Origin of the sequence: Candidatus Chloroploca asiatica (assembly GCF_002532075.1) — a bacterium.
GTDB lineage: Bacteria > Chloroflexota > Chloroflexia > Chloroflexales > Chloroflexaceae > Chloroploca > Chloroploca asiatica.
In genome coordinates this window covers 1-18,914 of the sequence record NZ_LYXE01000151.1, presented here as the reverse complement: position 1 = coordinate 18,914, position 18,914 = coordinate 1, and the positions used below count along the sequence as shown (strand labels likewise).

Here is an 18,914-nt window from a genome sequence, read left to right as displayed (position 1 = left end):
GTACAATCGCTCTAATATGCCTGATTATACCATCAGGCTGGTAAAAATACCACACTATCTGTTGAGCACCATCCTGTGCAGAGTGTCACCGGTCTGATCGGGCGCCGTCTAGGGCGCTACGAGATCCGCGCCGAGTTGGGTCGCGGCGGCATGGCCCGGGTCTATCTGGCCCTGGACACGCAGCTGCAGCGCCAGGTTGCGCTGAAGGTTCTGGCGGCCCAATTAAGCCTCGATACCGAGTTTGTGCGTCGCTTCGAGCGTGAGGCGACGACGGCGGCGAGTCTCCGCCACCCTGCGATTGTGACCATCTATGATGTAGGCGAAGAGGACGGCCTGCATTATATCGCGATGGAGTATATCAATGGGCAGAGTCTCGCTGCGGTGCTCCAGGAGCGTACGCGGCTTGACGCGGGTTATGCGGTGAGTCTGCTTGAACCCGTCGCCCTGGCGCTTGATTATGCGCATGCACAGGGTGCGGTGCATCGTGATATCAAGCCGCACAATATCCTGGTTGACCGGGAAGGCCGGGTCTTGCTGGCCGATTTTGGCATTGCGCAGACGAGCGAGGCCGATGGCGAGCGCCTGACACGCACGGGGATCTTTATGGGCACCCCCGAGTATCTGTCGCCCGAACAGGCTGAGGCCCGCCGGGTCGATGGTCGCAGCGATCTCTATGCGCTGGGGGTGGTGGCCTATGAGGTGCTAACGGGGCGGGTCCCCTTTTCGGGTTCACCTCCGCAGTTGATTGTCGCCCATGCCCAATTGCCGGCCCCGCCACCCTCAAGCGTTGCCGCGCACCTGCCCGGTGAGTTTGATGCGATCATGGCGCGCGCCCTCGCCAAACCTCCCGAGGCGCGTTATCCATCAGGGCGTGAACTGGTTGAGGCCCTGCGGTCGGTGCTGGTCTATTACGGCATCCCACTCGCCACCCGTGCGCAACTAGCCGATCTCGCGTATCCCATCGGGAGTACGCCAGACCCGCCGCAACTCGACGTTCTGCCGCCGCCCGCTGCCTATGTGCGGCCTCCCACACCCAGTAGTGCGCCGCCACCGGTAGCGCCACCGCCGCGGGCAGAACCACCACCCTTGCCACGGCAACCCGCCAGCAGTGCCGGTCAACCAACCGACCGCGCCGAGGCGGTGCCACCGAGCCTCCGGGTGCCTCCGCGCACCTCGGCACGCCCACCAGGCAGCGGGGCCGTACCCCGCGCCGGGCGGATGCGTGCGCCCGAAGCCGAACGTGCGCGTTCGGGGGTGCTTCCTATGACCCTCATCGGGGCGTTGCTTGTGATCGGGACGATCCTGGTGATCATGGCTGCCGCTCGGGGTTTTGCCGGGGATGGACGCCCGCCCCTCTTTCCGTCACCAACGGCCACCGCCACCAGCGCGCCGACCGAGCCCCCAGCGGCAACTGCGCCACCCCTGGCAGGCAGTGCCGTCCCGGTGATCACTCCGACCGCCACCGAAGCCCCGCCGCCGCCGTCGGCCACCCCGCTTCCCGTGCCAACCGCAACGCCGGTGCCACCGCCACCGGTGCGTTCGCCGACCCCGGTGCCGCCAACCCTCGAACCAACGGTGACTCCACCGCCGACCGCCACGCCGACGGTGCCACCCACCGCCACGCCGACGCCAACCGAGTCACCCACGCCAACCGAGTCGCCCACGCCAACCGAGTCGCCCACACCCTCGGTGAGCCCAACGCCGACCGCATCGCCCACGCCGACTGCGGCGTCGCCCACACCGACCGCATCGCCCACGCCGACCGCGTCGCCCACGCCGACTGCGGCGTCACCCACGCCGACCGCGTCGCTCACGCCGACCGCGTCTGACCCAGCGACAGATACACCGACGCCATCAGCGCCCCCAACGGAAGCGCCGAATCCTACCGAGGGGCTTGTGCCAACCGGAGGGCCGACGGCAACATTTATCTTGACGGTGACCCCAACCGAAGATCCGTTGCTTACCAAGACACCAACCACCGAGGTGGTGCCTGAAGTGACGGTTTTGCCAGATCCGTAGAAGCCATGCAGATTGCCTTTTTATTTATTGCTCATATGCCCTATGTACGCCATGCCGGGCCTCAGCCAGAGGGTGAGGATGCCCTGCATGCCATGATCGCGCAGAGCCTCTTGCCTTTTGTCGAGATGCTGGTGGAATTGCATAGTACCAGGTTGCCGATCCAGGTTGGCCTGGCCTGTTCGCCGCTTTTGCTCGAGCAACTTGCCGATCCGCTGGTACAGAAACATTTTGTGCTCTGGATGGAGAAGGTAATTGCGCAACGCGAGGCGAGTCTGGCCGAGGCCGAGGCGCGGGGTGACACGCATGCCGCCTACCTTGAGCGTTTTTATGTCGAGTGGATCGAACAGCGGCTCAGCGCGTTTACCGAGCGGTTCAACCGACACTTGCCTGCGTGGCTACGTGAACTGACGGTAGCGCGGGTGATCGAACCGCTGGCGTGTCCAGCAAGTTATGCCTACCTACCGCTGCTGGGGCGTGAAGAATCGGTGCATGCGCAGATCGAGTGTGGCATGCTGCATACGACCCGTCATCTCGGGCGGCTCGACGGGCTCTGGCTACCGGGATGCAGCTGGCGTCCGGGGCTTGAAGGCATGATGGCGGAGATCGGGTTACGGTATGTTGTGGCCGACCGCAGCAGCCTGGTAGCGCAGCAACCGCCCACGCCAATCAACGTGATCCCAGGGCGTGTCGCGGCACTCTTCCCTGACGAAGATCTCGCCCGCCATATCTGGTCCGAAGACCTGGGCTACCCGGGCGATCCGCTCTACCGTGACCCTGACGATCCTTCGGGCTACCACGCACGCAGCGGGGCGCTCTACGATCCTTACCATGCCCTGCGGCGCGCCCAGAACCACGCGGTTCATTTTACCCAGTTGCTTGTGGCCGAAGAGGCCCGCGCCGGAGCCGACGATTTGCGGCTCATCCTGCTCGATGCCGCGCAACTCGGCACCCGCTGGGTCGAAGGCCCAACCTGGCTCCAGGCGATGTTGATGCTCAGCACCACGCACGGAAGCCTGCGCCTGACCACGCCGGGCGCATATGTGCGCAACCACCGTCCACGGGTGCAGGGGTTACTCAAAGAGGGTTCCTGGGCCGCGGGGGTTCACGGCGCGTGGCAAGGTGGGGTCGCCGAGGTCTACTGGCAAGAGATCCATCGGGCTGAAGAGGCGATGGTCGAACTGGCGCTGGCCTTCCCCGATGCAGTCGCTGAACACGAACGCCTGTTAAACCAGGCGGCACGCGAACTCTTTCTTGCGCAGACGAGCGACTGGCCGGCGCTCTTGAGTGCCGGCGCAGGCGAAGAGGGCTGGGCGGCCCGCTGGCGCACCTATCTCCAGCGCTTCAGCCAACTCGCCGAACTCGCCCGGCACCGTCACCTCCAGGAAGCCGATCTCGCCCTGCTGGGGCAACTCGAAGAGGAGGATGGCCTCTTCGCGAGCCTCAACTACCGTATCTTTGCGCCAGCGTCGTAATTGGGTTGCTGTGCGCAGCATGACCAGGGCACCCGCCAGGGCACCCGCCAGGGGTGCCCGTACACCGAACCCGGCCGTAGGGGCACCCCTCGCGGGTGCCCGCCAGGGGTGCCCGTACACCGAACCCGGCCGTAGGGGCACCCCTCGCGGGTGCACGCCAGGGCACCCGCCAGGGGTGCCCCTACACCGAACCGGCCGTAGGGGCACCCCTCAGGGGTGCCCCTACACCGAACCGGCCGTAGGGGCACCCCGCCAGGGCACCCGCCAGGGGTGCCCCTACACCGAACCGGCCGTAGGGGCACCCCTCGCGGGTGCCCGCTTCGCTGCCAGGATCGCCGATGATCGGCGTTGATGCGCCGTTTGCGCCGCTGGGTGCATGCACATGCATGCGGCCAAAGAGCGCGTCTTGTTGTATCCGGTTTCGTATGATGCAATTGCCCTATACCGCGTGTCAAGCCCACCTTCGCCGGCTAGATGAGGTCTTCTTGGCAATGCCAACGCGCCGAGCGACCTCACCGGTCTTGATGAGGGCGTCCCAAGGCCAACGCACGGTGACGGACGAGATCATGCGCCTGGTAGCAGGTGGAGCAACCCTTCGACACGCGAGCGGAGTTCGTCGCGGGCGGTGCGAAAGGCGTGTCGCTGTTCGTCGGGCGTGCCGGTGACCAGCACCGGATCGGCGACGCTCCAGTGGATCTGGCGCACTGCTTCGCCCCAGCGCACGCAGTGCTCGCGGGCAATGTCGCAGACGGTGACGATCAGGTCGGGTTGCAGGTCGGCCAGGCTATCGAGGTGCTTGGCCGTCTGGTAGCCAATGTCGAGGCCGACTTCGTGCATGACTTGAACGGTCAGTGGGTGTAACCGCGTCGGCTGCGTGCCGGCACTGCGTACCGTGATGCACCCACGACTCAGATGGCGCATCCACGCTTCCGCCATTTGCGAGCGGGCACTGTTGGCGGTGCAAAAGAAGAAGACGGTCGCTGCGGGCAGCTGCGCCTCGATCCCGAGCCCAGGCACAGCGAGCAGCGTTCCGATCGCGGCATAGATCGCCTTGAGGGCCTCAAGATCGAGCCCATAGTAGGTGGCCCGCCCGTCGGCGTCGCTGCGATGGGCCAGCACGAGTCCACCCTGGCGGAGCACCCCCAGATGGTACGAGACGAGATTCTGCGAAAGGCCAAGCTGACTCACGAGTTCGCCGACCTGGTAATCGCCCTGGCGCAACAGGGCCACGAGGCGCCAACGCGTCTCGTCGGCGAGTAGGCGTAACGGTTCGGGGAGAGCAGACGACATAAAAATAACCGTCTATTTATAGCGTGCGGCGATCTCAAACGGCGAGACCCCCGCGACATATTCGATCCAGAGCCCCAGGTCACGCACGAGTTGCGGGATGGCCCCGTTGGCCTGGAAGCGTCGCGCTGAGGTGACGACCCTGGCCGGTAGGACGACGACGGAGGTGCGCTCACGGGCGCGTTCAAAGAGCCGGACGTCTTCAAAGAGCGGCCAGGCGGGGAAGCCGCCCAGGGCCTCAAAGAAGGTGCGACGGATGACGATGCCCTGGTCGCCATAGCTCGTCAGGCGCGTATCGTACCACATACACTTGGCGGCCAGATCGAGTACCAAGTCATCAATGTCAAAACTGAGCCGAAATTTGGCGATCTGCACCCGCGGTGCGCTAAACCAGGTCTCGAGCAACCCGATGACATCGTCGGGCAGCCGCGTATCGGCATGGAGAAAGATCAGGATCGCGCCATGCGCCGCAGCGGCACCGGCGTTGCACTGCGGCCCACGGCCTCGCGGGGCTGCGACGACGGTTGCCCCGGCTGCTTCGGCGAACGCAACGGTGCGATCCTGGCTGCCGCCATCGGCGACGATAACCTCAACCTGGGGGCCAAGACCGACGGCAGCCTCCACCGCCTCGGCAATGATCGCTTCTTCGTTGAGGGTGGGGATGATGATGGTGTATTTTTTCATATGTTTTTTTGGCCTGCGGCCCTAAAGCCCGTTGCGGTTGTTCCGTGTTGGCGGCGAAGCCGCCAACACGGAACAACCGCAGTTTTTCGGGGGAGGCTTTGCCTCCCCCGAACCCCCGCCAGAAAGCGCAGGCCTTGAACCAAATTTATACTTCTGTAATGTTCGCACGCCTGGTGCGGTGGTATACTAGCGTATAGCAGATTGTGGTCAAGGGGAAAATTCCCCAAAAAGCCCTGGGGATAACCCAATAAGTGATCGCTGGTTATAGAATGGTAACACACGTAGGGTACACTAGTGTAACTGGATTTTTTGTGAGTGTATGAATTTTAACGACATTTTTATGTCCGTGTTGAACAAGAAAACTCCGCGCCTGATGAAGTATTGGCGTCGGTACACGTAAACATCACTGCTCCACATTTTCAATAACGTGCTGCGACGCCAACTGGGTTTGATCTTGGTTAAGGGGCGGAGTTGTGGGCATCCCTGGTTTGGGAGGTGGATGCTCCCCTTCGCTTCACCGGATTGAATAACTCAGCGCGGAGCTAAGCATGGATACGTCTTCTTCCCCGCCCCGGCGTCGCTTGCGTCACAGGCTTTCCGTTGGCCTACGGTTTTTGCTTGTTGTCCTGCTTACCTTCAGTTCGGTCACCTCGGTCTTTGCCTCGGGGGCGAGCCTGAATATCAGTCTGCGCACCGATTTCCCGGTGGTCAACAGCGGTGATTGGGCCGTCATCAACCTGGCGTATAGTTGTTCGGCGATCACGAACACCCCCTGTGAAGATGTTACGGTGAGCCTGCCGCTGCCGCCTGAACTGGCGCGTGGTGCCAATGATGTGCAACTCTTCACGGGTGAAAATTATACGAGCGTCTACGACCCCGCTACCTCTACGGTCAACTGGGTCTTTACGTCCCAGATTGAGGCCGGTGATGCGGGGACGCTCCGCGTGGGGGTGCGCTTCCCCAATGGTTCAACGCCCGATGGCACTATCGCGACACTGCGCGCCGAGATGCGCTCTTCGACGGCGGCCCCGAAACTCTCCAATTTCTTGTCCATTATGGCGCAGGCCGCGCCCAGCGCGACTGCAACCAAGCGCTTTATTGCGGGTGGTGCACCCGGTGTTGATACAACCTACGAGTTGCGGGTCTGCATGCCCAACAATACGTCGGGTCTGCTCAACCTGACCAACGTCCTGATTACTGATACCCTGCCGATCAGTGCCACCTTTGTCAGTGCCACGGATGGTGGTACCCATAGCAGTGGAGTTGTGACCTGGCCGGCGACCGCGCTGAGTGTGCCGAGTCCGCTGTGTGCGACACGCAGGGTTGTTGTTCAGTTTGATGAGACCGTACCCATCGGGACGCTGCTGCGCAATGAGCTTGAGGTGAGCGCCCAGGCTGGTGAGACGACGCTGCTGTTGAGTGATGCGGATGTGCGGCTGTTGCAACCGCCGACCCCGGGCTACACCTTTGGCAAGAGTGGGCCAGACACAGCCCTGGTTGGCGACAACATCACCTATAGCTTCACGACTCGCAATACAGGCACCACCGCCCTCAATGAGGTGCAGATCACCGACCCGATCCCCGCTGAACTGCGCGTCAATCGGATCACTGCCGGTGGGCACAATGTCACGCCAGCAAGTTCGGTGCGCCTGGAACTGGACTATACCACCAATCTAACCTCGACCTTCCGCACGATCCCAGGTGGGCCGTTCAACAGTACAAGCTGTGTCAATGTTGCACCTACCACAGGCGGTGGATGCAGTACCCTTACCCTTGGCGAAGGTGAATATATCACCTCGCTCCGCTGGCGTTATCTCGACCCGCTACCCTTTGGCTTTCAGTCTACCGCCCATAGCTTCCGTGCCACGGTGATAAGTGCCCCGATTAACTCGATTGTGGTCAACCGGGCGACCAGCACGTATACCTACAATGATGTCACCGCGATACAGACAAGTGAAAAGCGCACACGGATCATCGAACCTGGTGCACGGGTCACCGTCAACAAAGCGGTGAGTCCAGCGATTGTCTTTGCCGGTGGTACGGTGACGTATACGGTGACGCTGAATAATACCGGTGTTGGGGGGGCAACCACATCGCTCACCAACCCCGTACTGGCGGATCTGCTCGTCAATAGCCTGAGTTATATCCCCGATAGCACGACGGTGACGACCGGTGGCGTACCGGCCCCAACCACAGAAGTGCTTGACAACTATAATGGCACCGGGCGGACGCTGCTGCGCTGGAGTTGGAGCGATTATAGCCTGCCGGCTGGACAGTCGATCACGCTACGTTTCCGGGCGCAGATCAAACCTTCGACCCAGAGCGGGACGATCAACAATACCGCTGCGCTCGCGAGTTTCGCCAACCCGCCGGGCGAGGTCTTCCTGAACAATTGCAATAGCCAGTCAGCCGACAGCAATGACCTCGATGGCGACGGCATCACCAGTGAACTGATCTGTAGTTCGTCAATCAGCAGTGTGACCCTTGCACAGGCAGCCAATACGAGTTCGCTCAAGCTTGTCTTTGGCCAACTTGATAGTGATTGGAGCCGCGACCCCGACAATGGGCACACAACACCTGGTGGGCAGGATGACTACCAACTCGTCATTACCAATACCAACAGCGTAGCGCTGACTGGCCTCGTCTTGATCGACATTATGTCACATGTAGGTGATGTTGGTGTCGTACGCTACTATGTCGAGCGTGAGACCGAGTGGCAGCCCTACCTAATTGGCCCGATCAGTGCGCCTGCCGGGGCAACGGTCTATTACAGTACGGCGAAGAACCCCTGCCGTAATCCCGAACTTGGTCTGACAGATGACGAAGGCGAACCAATTGACTCGCCCGGTTGTGTGGATCCCGCATGGTCGACGGCACTGCCGGCAGATATCACCACCGTCAATTCGTTCAAAATTGATTTTGGCGATCTGATCCTCTATCCGCAAGATGCGGTACGGGTGACCTGGCCGATGCGGGCGCCCTTTATTAATAATCTTGATCCACCTGCTGATCCCAAAATTGCCTGGAACAGCTTTGGCTACCGTGCCCGCGACTTGAGTGGCAACTACCTGCTGGCCGCTGAGCCGCCCCGCGTCGGCATTGAGCGCACCGAGATCAAGCCGCTGGCGTATGGCAACTATGTCTGGCATGACGTCAACGCAAACGGCATTCAGGACGAAGGCGAACCCGGGGTCAACGGCGCACGCATCGAATTCTACGAAGATGACGATGGCTTCCCTGGCCCGAGTGCCGGCGACCGCCTTGTCGCCTTCACGCTCTCGGGGCCTGATGATGCGGGCAACCCTGGCTACTACCTCTTCTCGGATCCGACGCGCATCCAAGATGGCGATTACTATATTCGCGTCACTCCGCCGGCAGGCTATGGTCTGACGATCCCCAATCAGGGGGAAAATCGCGAAGTTGACTCGGATGTCGATCCGGTAACGCTCCAGAGCATTACAACCACGCTTGAAGCAGGCGAAATTGATCTCTCGTGGGACATTGGTCTGATCCGGCAGACGGCTGTTGGCAATTATGTCTGGATTGACCGCAATGGCGATGGCCTCCAGAATGAGCCGGTCAGCGATGGGATGAATGGGATCACGGTGCGGTTGCTGGATGGTGCTGGCACAGTACTGACAACCACGATAACGGCGGATGATCCGGTTGGCTCGCCGGGCTATTATCTCTTCAGTGACTTGATCTCGGGCACCTACCAGATCGAGTTTGTGCTGCCGAGCCAAAGCCAGGGCATCTTTACCTTTACCAATGTCCTCACAAGCAACGACACCCTCAATTCCGATGCTAACCGCATCACCGGGCGCACCGAGGTCTTCACGCTGACCGAGAATCAGCTCGACCTGACCCGCGACGCCGGGTTGCTGCTCACGTCTGGCAACCTGAGCCTGGGGGATCGGCTCTGGCACGATCTTGACAACGATGGGTGGTACGAACCACTCGCCGGTGAGGTCGGCATCAATGATGTGCGGCTGAGTCTCTATCGTGATTTCAATACAAATGGTGAGCCCGATCCTGGGGAGTATGTCGGCGGCACCTCGACACGAACCTTCTTGAGTGTGCCGGGGTACTACCAGTTCAGCAACCTTGCTGCGGGCACCTACATCGTCGTGATTGACGACGATAATTTCAATGCCGGCGAAGCCCTCTTCGGCATGCGGCCCAGCGACGGCAACGCACCCGTTCCCGATCCCGATGACAATGTCAACCACGACAATAACGGGCAACTTTTTGCTGGTGTCGTGCGCTCGTTGCCGATCACGCTCTCGGTTGGCGGCGAGCCAACGAACGATGGTGACGGCAACAACGGCAATCAGACGCTCGATTTTGGCTTTGTGAGCGGGGCCGCCCTGGGCGATCGCGTCTGGTTTGACACCAACGGCGATGGCATCCAGGATCCGGGTGAACCAGGCGTAGCTGGGGTGACGGTGACACTGCTCAGTAGTGAAGGCGTCACGCTGACAACCACGACCACGGATAGCAGCGGGCGGTATGGGTTTAGCCAACTGGCCGCAGATAGTTATCGCGTACGCTTCAGCGGGTTCCCGGTGAGTTACACCCTCACGCTGACCGGCACGGATACGGCTGCTACGGATAGTGACGCCGACCCGACGACCGGGCTCACCCCGCTGATTACCCTGACCGACAATACAAGCGATCTGACCTGGGATGCCGGCCTCGTAGCCGCCCGAGCGAGCCTGGGCGACCGGGTCTGGGATGACCTGAACCGTGATGGCATCCAGGATACCGCAGAGATTACCGGCGTCGCCGGCGTCGAGGTACGGCTCTACCGGCCCGGCCCCGATGGGCGGGCAGGCACCAGCGATGACGAACTCGTTATCACGACGACAACTAGTATTACTGGCAGTTATGCCTTCACCGATCTCATTCCAGGGGCCTATTTTGTTCATTTCAGCAGCATACCAACGGGGTATGCAGTCAGCCCCAATGACCGGGGCGGTGACGATACCCGCGACAGCGATGCCGACCCGGTGACGCGGCGCACCGCGATCACGACCCTCAGCCCCGGTGAAAATGACCCCAGTTGGGACATGGGCCTCTACACCTTTGCCAGCATTGGCGACCGGGTGTGGAATGATGCCAACAATAATGGCATTCAGGACGATGGCGAGGTTGGCGTCAATAATGTCACCGTCCGGCTCTACCGGCCTGACAGTGGCGTGGCGGTAGCAAGCACAACCACGAATAGCAGCGGTATATACCAGTTTACCAACCTGATCCCCGGCGACTACTACCTCGAGTTTGTGCTGCCCAGCGGCTACCGCGCCAGCCCGCAGGATCAGGGTGGAAATGATACGCTCGACTCCGACGCGAGTCCAACGACGTACCAGACGGCGGAGACCACCCTTGATCCCGGCCAAAATGATACCAGTTGGGACTTCGGCATCTTCCGTACGGCCAGCCTTGGGGATCGGGCCTGGCTCGATCTCAATGCCGACGGCATCCAGGATGCGAGCGAAACGAGTGGCGTGCCCGGGGTGCAGGTGGTGCTCTACGACAGCGACGGCAACGAACTCAATACAACCGTCACCAATGCCAGTGGCAACTATAGCTTTGGTGGGCTCATTCCGGGCGACTATGCGCTGCGTTTTATCATCCCTGACAGCTACCTGCTCAGCCCGCAGGATCAGGGTGGCAATGATGCGCTCGACTCGGATGTTGATCCCGTCACCTTCAGAACTATCACCACCACCCTTGCCGCCGGACAGAACGACACCCGTTGGGATATCGGCCTCTACCAGCCTTCCAGCCTTGGCGATCGCGTCTGGCACGACCTGAATGGTAACGGATCACAGGATAGCGGTGAGCCAGGGATCGCCGGGATCGAAGTGAGCCTCTACCGGCCTGGTGACGATGGGGTTATTGGCGGCGGCGACGATAGCCTGGTCGTCACGACGACAACCGACGCCGATGGCTTGTACCTCTTTGACAACCTGGCCCCTGGGCTCTATTTCATTGAATTTGGGGCCACCCCTGGCTACAGCCAACTCAGCCCGCAGAACGCGCCAGGCATCACGACGACGCTCGACAGCGATGTTGATGGCAATCGGCGCACCCCTGTGATCAACCTCGGATCGAGCACGATCGACCTGAGCTACGACATGGGCGTCTTCAACCTCGCGAGCCTCGGTGATCGGGTCTGGTTCGACGCAGATATCAACGGTATCCAGAATCTAGGTGAAACTGGGGTTGCGGGAATTACCGTTACCCTCTTTAGCGGGGCCGGGCTTGCGCTGATCACGACAACGACCGATCTCAATGGCATCTACACCTTTACCGACCTGATGCCAGGGGATTACTACGTCGTCTTCAGTGGTCTCCCGGCAGATCGCTCGTTCACGCGACGCGATCAGGGCAGCGACGATACGGTTGACAGCGACGTGAACCCGCTCAGTGGCGTGAGTACGCTTGTCCGTTTGGCGTCAGGTGAAGACAACCGCGACCTCGATGCGGGTATCTACGAGAGCATCCGGATCGGGAACCGGGTGTGGCACGATCTCAATGCCAACGGCATCCAGGACACCAACGAAATCACCGGTGTGCTTGGGGTACGCGTCGAGTTGTTTGATGCCGAAGATAACCTGATTGACGTTACCTACACTGATCGTGATCCAACGATCCCAGGGAATCAGGACGGTCTCTACTGGTTTGGGGATAGCTTCCCGCTGCTGCTTGGCACCTACCGGATTCTTTTCACCGAGATCCCGACCGGGTATCAGCGTAGCCCTCAGAGCCAAGGTACTGACCAAACGCTCGATAGCGATGCCAACGACGAGTTCGCGATCGTCGGTATCGAGCCCGTCTCGGGCGATAACCCCGACTATGATCTTGGCCTCTACCAGTTTGCCAGCCTCGGCAATTTGGTCTGGGAAGACCTGAATGCCAACGGGATTCAGGATCCAGGTGAGCCGGGCATCAGTGGCATAACTGTCACGTTGAATGGCCTCACCGGTTTCGGTAGCGCGGTCACCAGCACAACAACGACCGATGCCAGTGGCATCTATACGTTTACCAACCTGATCCCCGGCACCTATAGCGTCACCGTGACCGCACCAACAGGCTATCGCTTCACCGCCCAGGATCGCGGGACTAACGACGAGCTCGATAGCGATGCTGATCCTGTCACCGGCGTGATGGCGAGTATCGAATTGACCTCGGGGCAGATTGACCTCACCTGGGACGCCGGGCTCTATCGGCCCGCCAGCCTCGGAAACTTTGTTTGGCACGATCTCAACGGCAATGGCCTGCAGGATGGGGGCGAGCCGGGCCTTGATGGGATCACGGTTGGCCTGACCGGCGTCGATGGCCTTGGTACCGCTGTGGTCAGCACAACGACGACGGCGACTGGCTACTACACCTTCACCGATCTCGTCCCGGGCACGTACACCGTCACCGTCACGGCGACTGATCCGTATACCTTTACCTACGCCAACATCACCGATAGCGAGGTCAGCGGCGCAACCGACGCCAATGACTCCGACGCGAACCAGTCCACCGGCGTGATGGCGAGTACCATGCTCACCTCGGGTGAACAAGACCTGGACTGGGATGCGGGCCTCGTCGAACGCGCGAGCCTGGGCGACCGGGTGTGGCACGACATCAATGCAAATGGCATCCAGGATGGTGGCGAACTCGGCATTCCCGGTGTGACCGTCACGTTGACGATCTACGGGCGCAACCGCAGCTACGATGTCACCGACACAACGCTTGTCACCACCACCGATGCCAGTGGTCTCTACACCTTCACCGATCTGCTACCCGGCGTCTATCGGGTGACTGTTACCCGTCCCGACGACTACGACCGTTTTAGTCCACAAAACGTCGGCGACGATACGCTCGATAGCGATGTGAGTGTGCTGACTGGCGCCACCGCCGACATTAACCTGGCCTCGGGTGTTGATGACCCGACCTGGGACGCCGGGCTCTATCGGCTGGGCACCATTGGCGACCGGGTCTGGGACGACCTAAATGGCAATGGCGTGCAGGACGCAGGCGAGCCAGGCGTGCCGAATGTCACGCTCAACCTCACCGGCGTGAACGGTGCCGGGATCGGAGTCAATCTCACAACACAGACGGACGCCAGCGGGATCTACACCTTTACGGATCTTGTCCCTGGCACCTACACCGTCACCGTCACCGCCCCCAGTGGGTACCGCATCACCGCACAGGATCAGGGTGGCAACAACACGATCGACTCAGACGCCAATCCAACCACTGGCGTGATGGCGAGCACCGTCATCACCTCGGGGCAAGTTGACCGCACCTGGGACGCGGGGCTCTATCGGCCGGCCAGCCTCGGCAATTTTGTCTGGGAAGACATGAATGCCAACGGCATCCAGGAGGATGGCGAACCGGGGATTGGGAATGTGGTCATCACGTTGACCGGAAGAACCGGGGCAGGCGTGGTGCTCAGCCCGATCACGACGACGACCAACGCCAGCGGGATCTACGGCTTTACCGACCTTGCCCCGGGCACCTACACGGTCAGCGTCACCGCCCCAGCGACCTACTTCTTCAGCCCGCAGGGGCGCGGTACGGCAGCAACCGACAGCGACGCCAACGCGACTGGCGTGATGGCGAGCACCGTCATCACCTCGGGCGAGAACGACCTCACCTGGGACGCGGGGCTCTATCGGTTGGCGAGCATTGGCAATTTTGTGTGGCACGATCTCAACGGGAATGGCGTGCAAGACGATGGTGCCGCCAGCGGGCTCGCCGGGGTCACGGTTGGCCTGGTGGGTGTGACCGGCCCTGGTGACAGTGTCAGTCTGACGAGAACCACCGGTGTTACTGGCTACTACACCTTCACCGATCTTGTGCCAGGGTTCTACACCATCACCGTCACGGCGACTGATCCGTATACCTTTACCTACGCCAAGATCACCAATGGCGAAGTCAGCGGCGCAAACAACACTAATGACTCCGACGCGAACCAGTCTACCGGCGTAATGCCGAGCACCGAACTGACCTCGAATGAGCAAGACCTGGACTGGGACGCGGGCCTGGTGATTCCGGCGAGCCTGGGCGACTTGGTGTGGGAGGATCTGAATGGCGACGGTGTGCAAGACGCGGGTGAGCCTGGCTTTAGTGGTATTACCGTGACGTTGACTGGGGCCGGGCGCGACCGTACCTTTGGCACTGGTGACGATACCATCAGCACGACGACCACCACCACAACGCTCGCGATCAGTGGCACCTACAGCTTCACCGGGCTCCAGCCGGGGCTCTACCGGGTCACCTTCACGCGGCCCGCTGGCTACGCCTTTACGCGGGGCGATGTGGTGACAACCACCGACGCGCTCGACAGTGACGTGCCAACTGGTGTCACAGCGACAGCGACAACGATCCCGATCACGCTCCTTTCGGATCAGGACGACCCCACCTGGGACGCCGGGCTCTACCAGTTGCTCTCGCTGGGCAACCGGGTCTGGGAAGATCTGGATAATAATGGACGGATTGACGCCGGTGAGCCAGGACTCGACGGGTTGACGGTACGGCTCTACGCAAGCAACGGCACCACGTTAATCAGCACGACGACCACGAGCAACGGGGGCTACTACCTCTTCAGTGGCCTCGAACAGGGCGACTATCTGGTCGAGGTGGTGCCCGGCGCAGGCTATATTTCGAGCAGCGGCACCAATGGAAGCCCGACCGGTCCGTACGAGCCAGCGCCCGACGCCGACACTGATCCGACCGATAGCGACGACAACGGCACCCAGGGTACCGGTGTCGTACGCAGCAGCGTGATCAGTCTGGCCCCCGGCAGTGAGCCACTCGATGAGAGCGACCCGCTCCCGCTGGTTGGGTTCAGCGATCCGGCACGCGATGAAAACAGTAACCTGACGCTCGACTTTGGTCTCTACCGCCCGGCGCGCCTGGGCGACCTGGTCTGGCTCGACCGCGACGCCGACGGTCTCCAGGATGGCGGCGACGAGACCGGCATCGCCGGCGTGACCGTCACGCTCTTTAGTGGCGGAAGCCCGGTGCTGACGACGACCACCACGAGCACCGGAACCTACAGCTTTACCTATCTGGCCTCGGGCGTCTACACGATCAACTTTAGCTTGCCACCCGACTATGTGCGCAGCGTCGTCAACGCGACGGGCGCATTGACCGCAACGAACGACTCAGATGCCGATCGCGTGACGGGTACGACCACGTTGATCACAGTGACCCCAGGGCTCGATGATCGAAGTTGGGACGCCGGTCTCTATCAATATGTCAACCTGGGCAACCGCGTCTGGGATGACCGGAATAATGATGGGCTTGACAATAATGGCGAGCCAGGGCTTGTCGGGGTAACGGTCGAACTGAGCGGCACGACCGGATCCGGAGTGAGCGTGCTGCAGACGACGACAACTGACGCAACCGGAGTCTATAGCTTCACGATGCTTGATCCAGGCATCTATGAGGTCACGCTCCCGGCGAGCAACTTTACGACGGGCGTGCTCTCGGCGACCGCCACGCTGCCGGCCTACCGCAGCAGTACCGGCACCAATGCCAGCGCCACCGGCCCGTATGAGCCAGCGCTTGACCCCGATAATAATACCGATAACGACGATAACGGCACCACCACCGCCGATGGCGGCGTGCGCTCGTTGCCGATCACCTTGCGCACCCAGGATGAACCGACCAACGACGGTGACGGCAACAATGGCAACCTAACCGTTGACTTCGGCCTCTTCCGCCCGCTCACCCTGGGCAATCAGGTCTGGAACGACCTCGACAACGACCGAACCTTCGACGCTGGCGAGCCAGGGATCAGCGGGGTGACGGTCGAGTTGCGCAACAGCGACAACACGACGACGATCAGCACGACGACCACCAGCGCGACGGGCACCTACACCTTTACCAACCTGGTTGCTGGCGACTATCTCGTGCGTATCCCGAGCAGCAACTTTGGTACGGACGGCGCGCTGCGCTTCTTCCGCAGCAGCGACAGCGGCAATCCGACCGATAGTGCAGCCGATCCCGATAACGATGTCGATAACGACGACAATGGCGTTGGGCCGACAGGCGGCGTTGTTGCAGGCAATGTTGACAGCGGCGTGATCACGCTCAGCGTCGGCGACGAACCCGGCGGTAGCAACACCAACCTGACGCTCGACTTCGGCTTCTACAGCCTGAGCCTGGGCAACCTGGTCTTTGAAGACCTGAATAACAATGGGCTCTTTGATGATGCCACCGAGAGCGGCGTTGACGGCGTGACCGTCGCCCTGCTCTACGACGCCGACGGCAACGGCACCATCGCTGGCGCCGAAACGACGCCGATTGCGACGACAACCACAAGCAATGGCGGACGCTACTTCTTCGGCGCACTGCGTGACGGCGGCAACTACGCGGTGCAGATCACGCTCCCGGCGAACTACGTCTCCAGCACCGGCGGCAACGGTCTGGTTGTTGGCCCGTACGAGCCGGCCCCCGACCCCGAGACCGACTTCACCGACAACGACGACAACGGCACCTTTGTCAGTGGCAGCCTGGTACGCACCTCTGTCTTTACGATGACGGTCGAAGGCGAACCAACCGGCGAAGAGACAACGCTGCCAACCGACATCACCAATCCGGCTGCCGACAATAGCAGCAACCTGACGATTGACTTTGGCATCTTCAACGATGCCCGCCTCGGCGATCGTGTCTGGCTCGACGTGGATGGCGATGGCATCCAGGATGCTAGTGAAACCAGTGGCATCGCCGGCGTCACCGTGACGATCTACAGTGCCGTCACCAACGAGCCGCTCGACAGTGATCTGGCGACTGGCGGCATTCAGCCGCTGACGACCACCACCGACGCCAACGGCATCTACACCTTCACCCGGCTCATCGCGGGCACCTACTACCTCGTCTTTGGCAACATCCCGCCTGAATATGCGGTGAGCCCGCAAGATCAGGGTGCCAACAACGCCACCGACTCTGATGTCAACCCGGTCGATCTGCGAACTACCACGATCACCCTGACTGACAACACCGATCTTACCTGGGATCTCGGGCTCTACCCACGCCTCACCATTGGCAACCTGGTCTGGTACGACACCAACGATAACGGCCTAGTTGACCCCGGCGAGCCTGGCATCGAAGGCGTCGTCATTGAACTCTACCGCGACATCAACGGCAACAACAGCTACGATGTCCTGACCGATACCCTGGTCAGCACAACCACAACCAATGCCACGGGCATCTACAGCTTCACCCTGCTCGAACAGGGATCGTACATCGCGGTCATCCCGGCCAGCGAATTCGTCAGCGGACGGCCACTCTACCTGCACCGCAGCAGCACCGGCAGCAACGGCGCGGCAACGGGAGCGTACGAGCCAGCCCCTGATCCCGACAACAACATTGACAACGACGACAACGGCACTGGCATCCCTGGTGAAGCCGTCGTCAGCCTGGCGATCACCGTCAATCCCTCGTTTGAGCCAATCAATGACGGGGACACCGATCCTAACACCAACCTGACGCTCGACTTCGGCTTCTTTGAACCGCTCAGCCTGGGCAACCTGGTCTGGGACGATGTCAACAACAATGGGTTATTTGATGCAGGTGAAGAAGCAGGTATCGAAGGTGTCGTGGTTGAACTCTATCTCGACAGCGAGTTTGTGGTTTCGACAACGACGGATGTCGACGGCATCTACAGCTTCAGCAACCTGATCGAGGGCGACTATATCGTACGCTTGCCGGCGAGCAACTTCAGTGCAGGCGGCGCCCTCGCTGCCAGCGGCGAACTGGCGGCCTATGTCTCAAGCAGCGGCACCAATGGCAGCGCCACTGGCCCTTATGAAGGTGCCTTGACGCCCGATCCCGACACCAACGTTAATAACGACGACAACGGCACAACCGATAGCAACGGCCATGTCAACAGCCTGCCGATCACACTGAGCCGGGGCGGCGAGCCAGATGTTGGCGTTGACGGCGACGGCACCAACGGCAACCAGACGCTCGACTTCGGCCTCTACCGCCCGGCGCGCCTGGGCGACCTGGTCTGGCACGACCGCGACGCCGATGGTCTCCAGGATGGCGGCGACGAAATTGGCATCGCCGGCGTGACCGTGACGCTCTATCTGGACGACGACGCAATACCTGGGCCGAGCGCGGGTGATACCGAGGTGCTCAGCACCACCACCGCGGCCAACGGCACCTACAGCTTTACCTACCTCATCGCGGGTACCTACTACCTGCGCTTTGCGCAACCCGACGGCTACACCGAAATAAGCATTGTCAACCGTGGCAGCGACGGCACCATTGACAGCGATGCTAACCCGGTCACACGCGAGACCGCATTGATCCCGCTCACGGCGGGGCAAAGCGACCAGACCTGGGATATGGGGGCCTACAACCTCGCCACCATCGGCGACCGGGTCTGGTTGGATACCAACGGCAATGGCCTGCAAGACGCGGGTGAAAATGGCCTCGCGG

The 18,914-nt window shown here is 61.3% G+C and carries 5 protein-coding genes; 3 read left to right on the top strand and 2 right to left on the bottom strand.

The annotated features are described in order from the left end of the window. Nucleotides 1-75: 75 nt before the first annotated feature. Together A9Q02_RS18250 and A9Q02_RS18245 are read left to right on the top strand one after the other, a co-directional pair. A complete protein-coding gene (locus tag A9Q02_RS18250; protein WP_245860681.1) occupies nucleotides 76-2,019 on the top strand; it encodes a serine/threonine-protein kinase in 1,944 nt (647 codons plus the stop codon). 5 nt (nucleotides 2,020-2,024) lie between these two features. Then, nucleotides 2,025-3,491, top strand: coding sequence for a 1,4-alpha-glucan branching protein domain-containing protein (locus A9Q02_RS18245; protein ID WP_097654510.1), 1,467 nt, complete (start codon nucleotides 2,025-2,027; stop codon nucleotides 3,489-3,491). Nucleotides 3,492-4,055: 564 nt separating this feature from the next. On the opposite strand, the gene A9Q02_RS18240 is transcribed toward A9Q02_RS18245, so the two are convergent. After that, a complete protein-coding gene (locus A9Q02_RS18240; protein WP_097654509.1) occupies nucleotides 4,056-4,781 on the bottom strand; it encodes a metalloregulator ArsR/SmtB family transcription factor in 726 nt (241 codons plus the stop codon). Between the two features lie 12 nt (nucleotides 4,782-4,793). Beyond that, nucleotides 4,794-5,462: a TIGR04283 family arsenosugar biosynthesis glycosyltransferase gene (locus A9Q02_RS18235; RefSeq protein ID WP_097654508.1), complete on the bottom strand. Its 669-nt coding sequence runs from the start codon at nucleotides 5,460-5,462 to the stop codon at nucleotides 4,794-4,796. Nucleotides 5,463-6,010: 548 nt separating this feature from the next. Here A9Q02_RS18235 and A9Q02_RS18230 point away from each other — a divergent pair. Then, nucleotides 6,011-18,914: SdrD B-like domain-containing protein (locus A9Q02_RS18230; RefSeq protein ID WP_097654524.1), on the top strand; the 12,904-nt coding region annotated here is incomplete at its 3' end.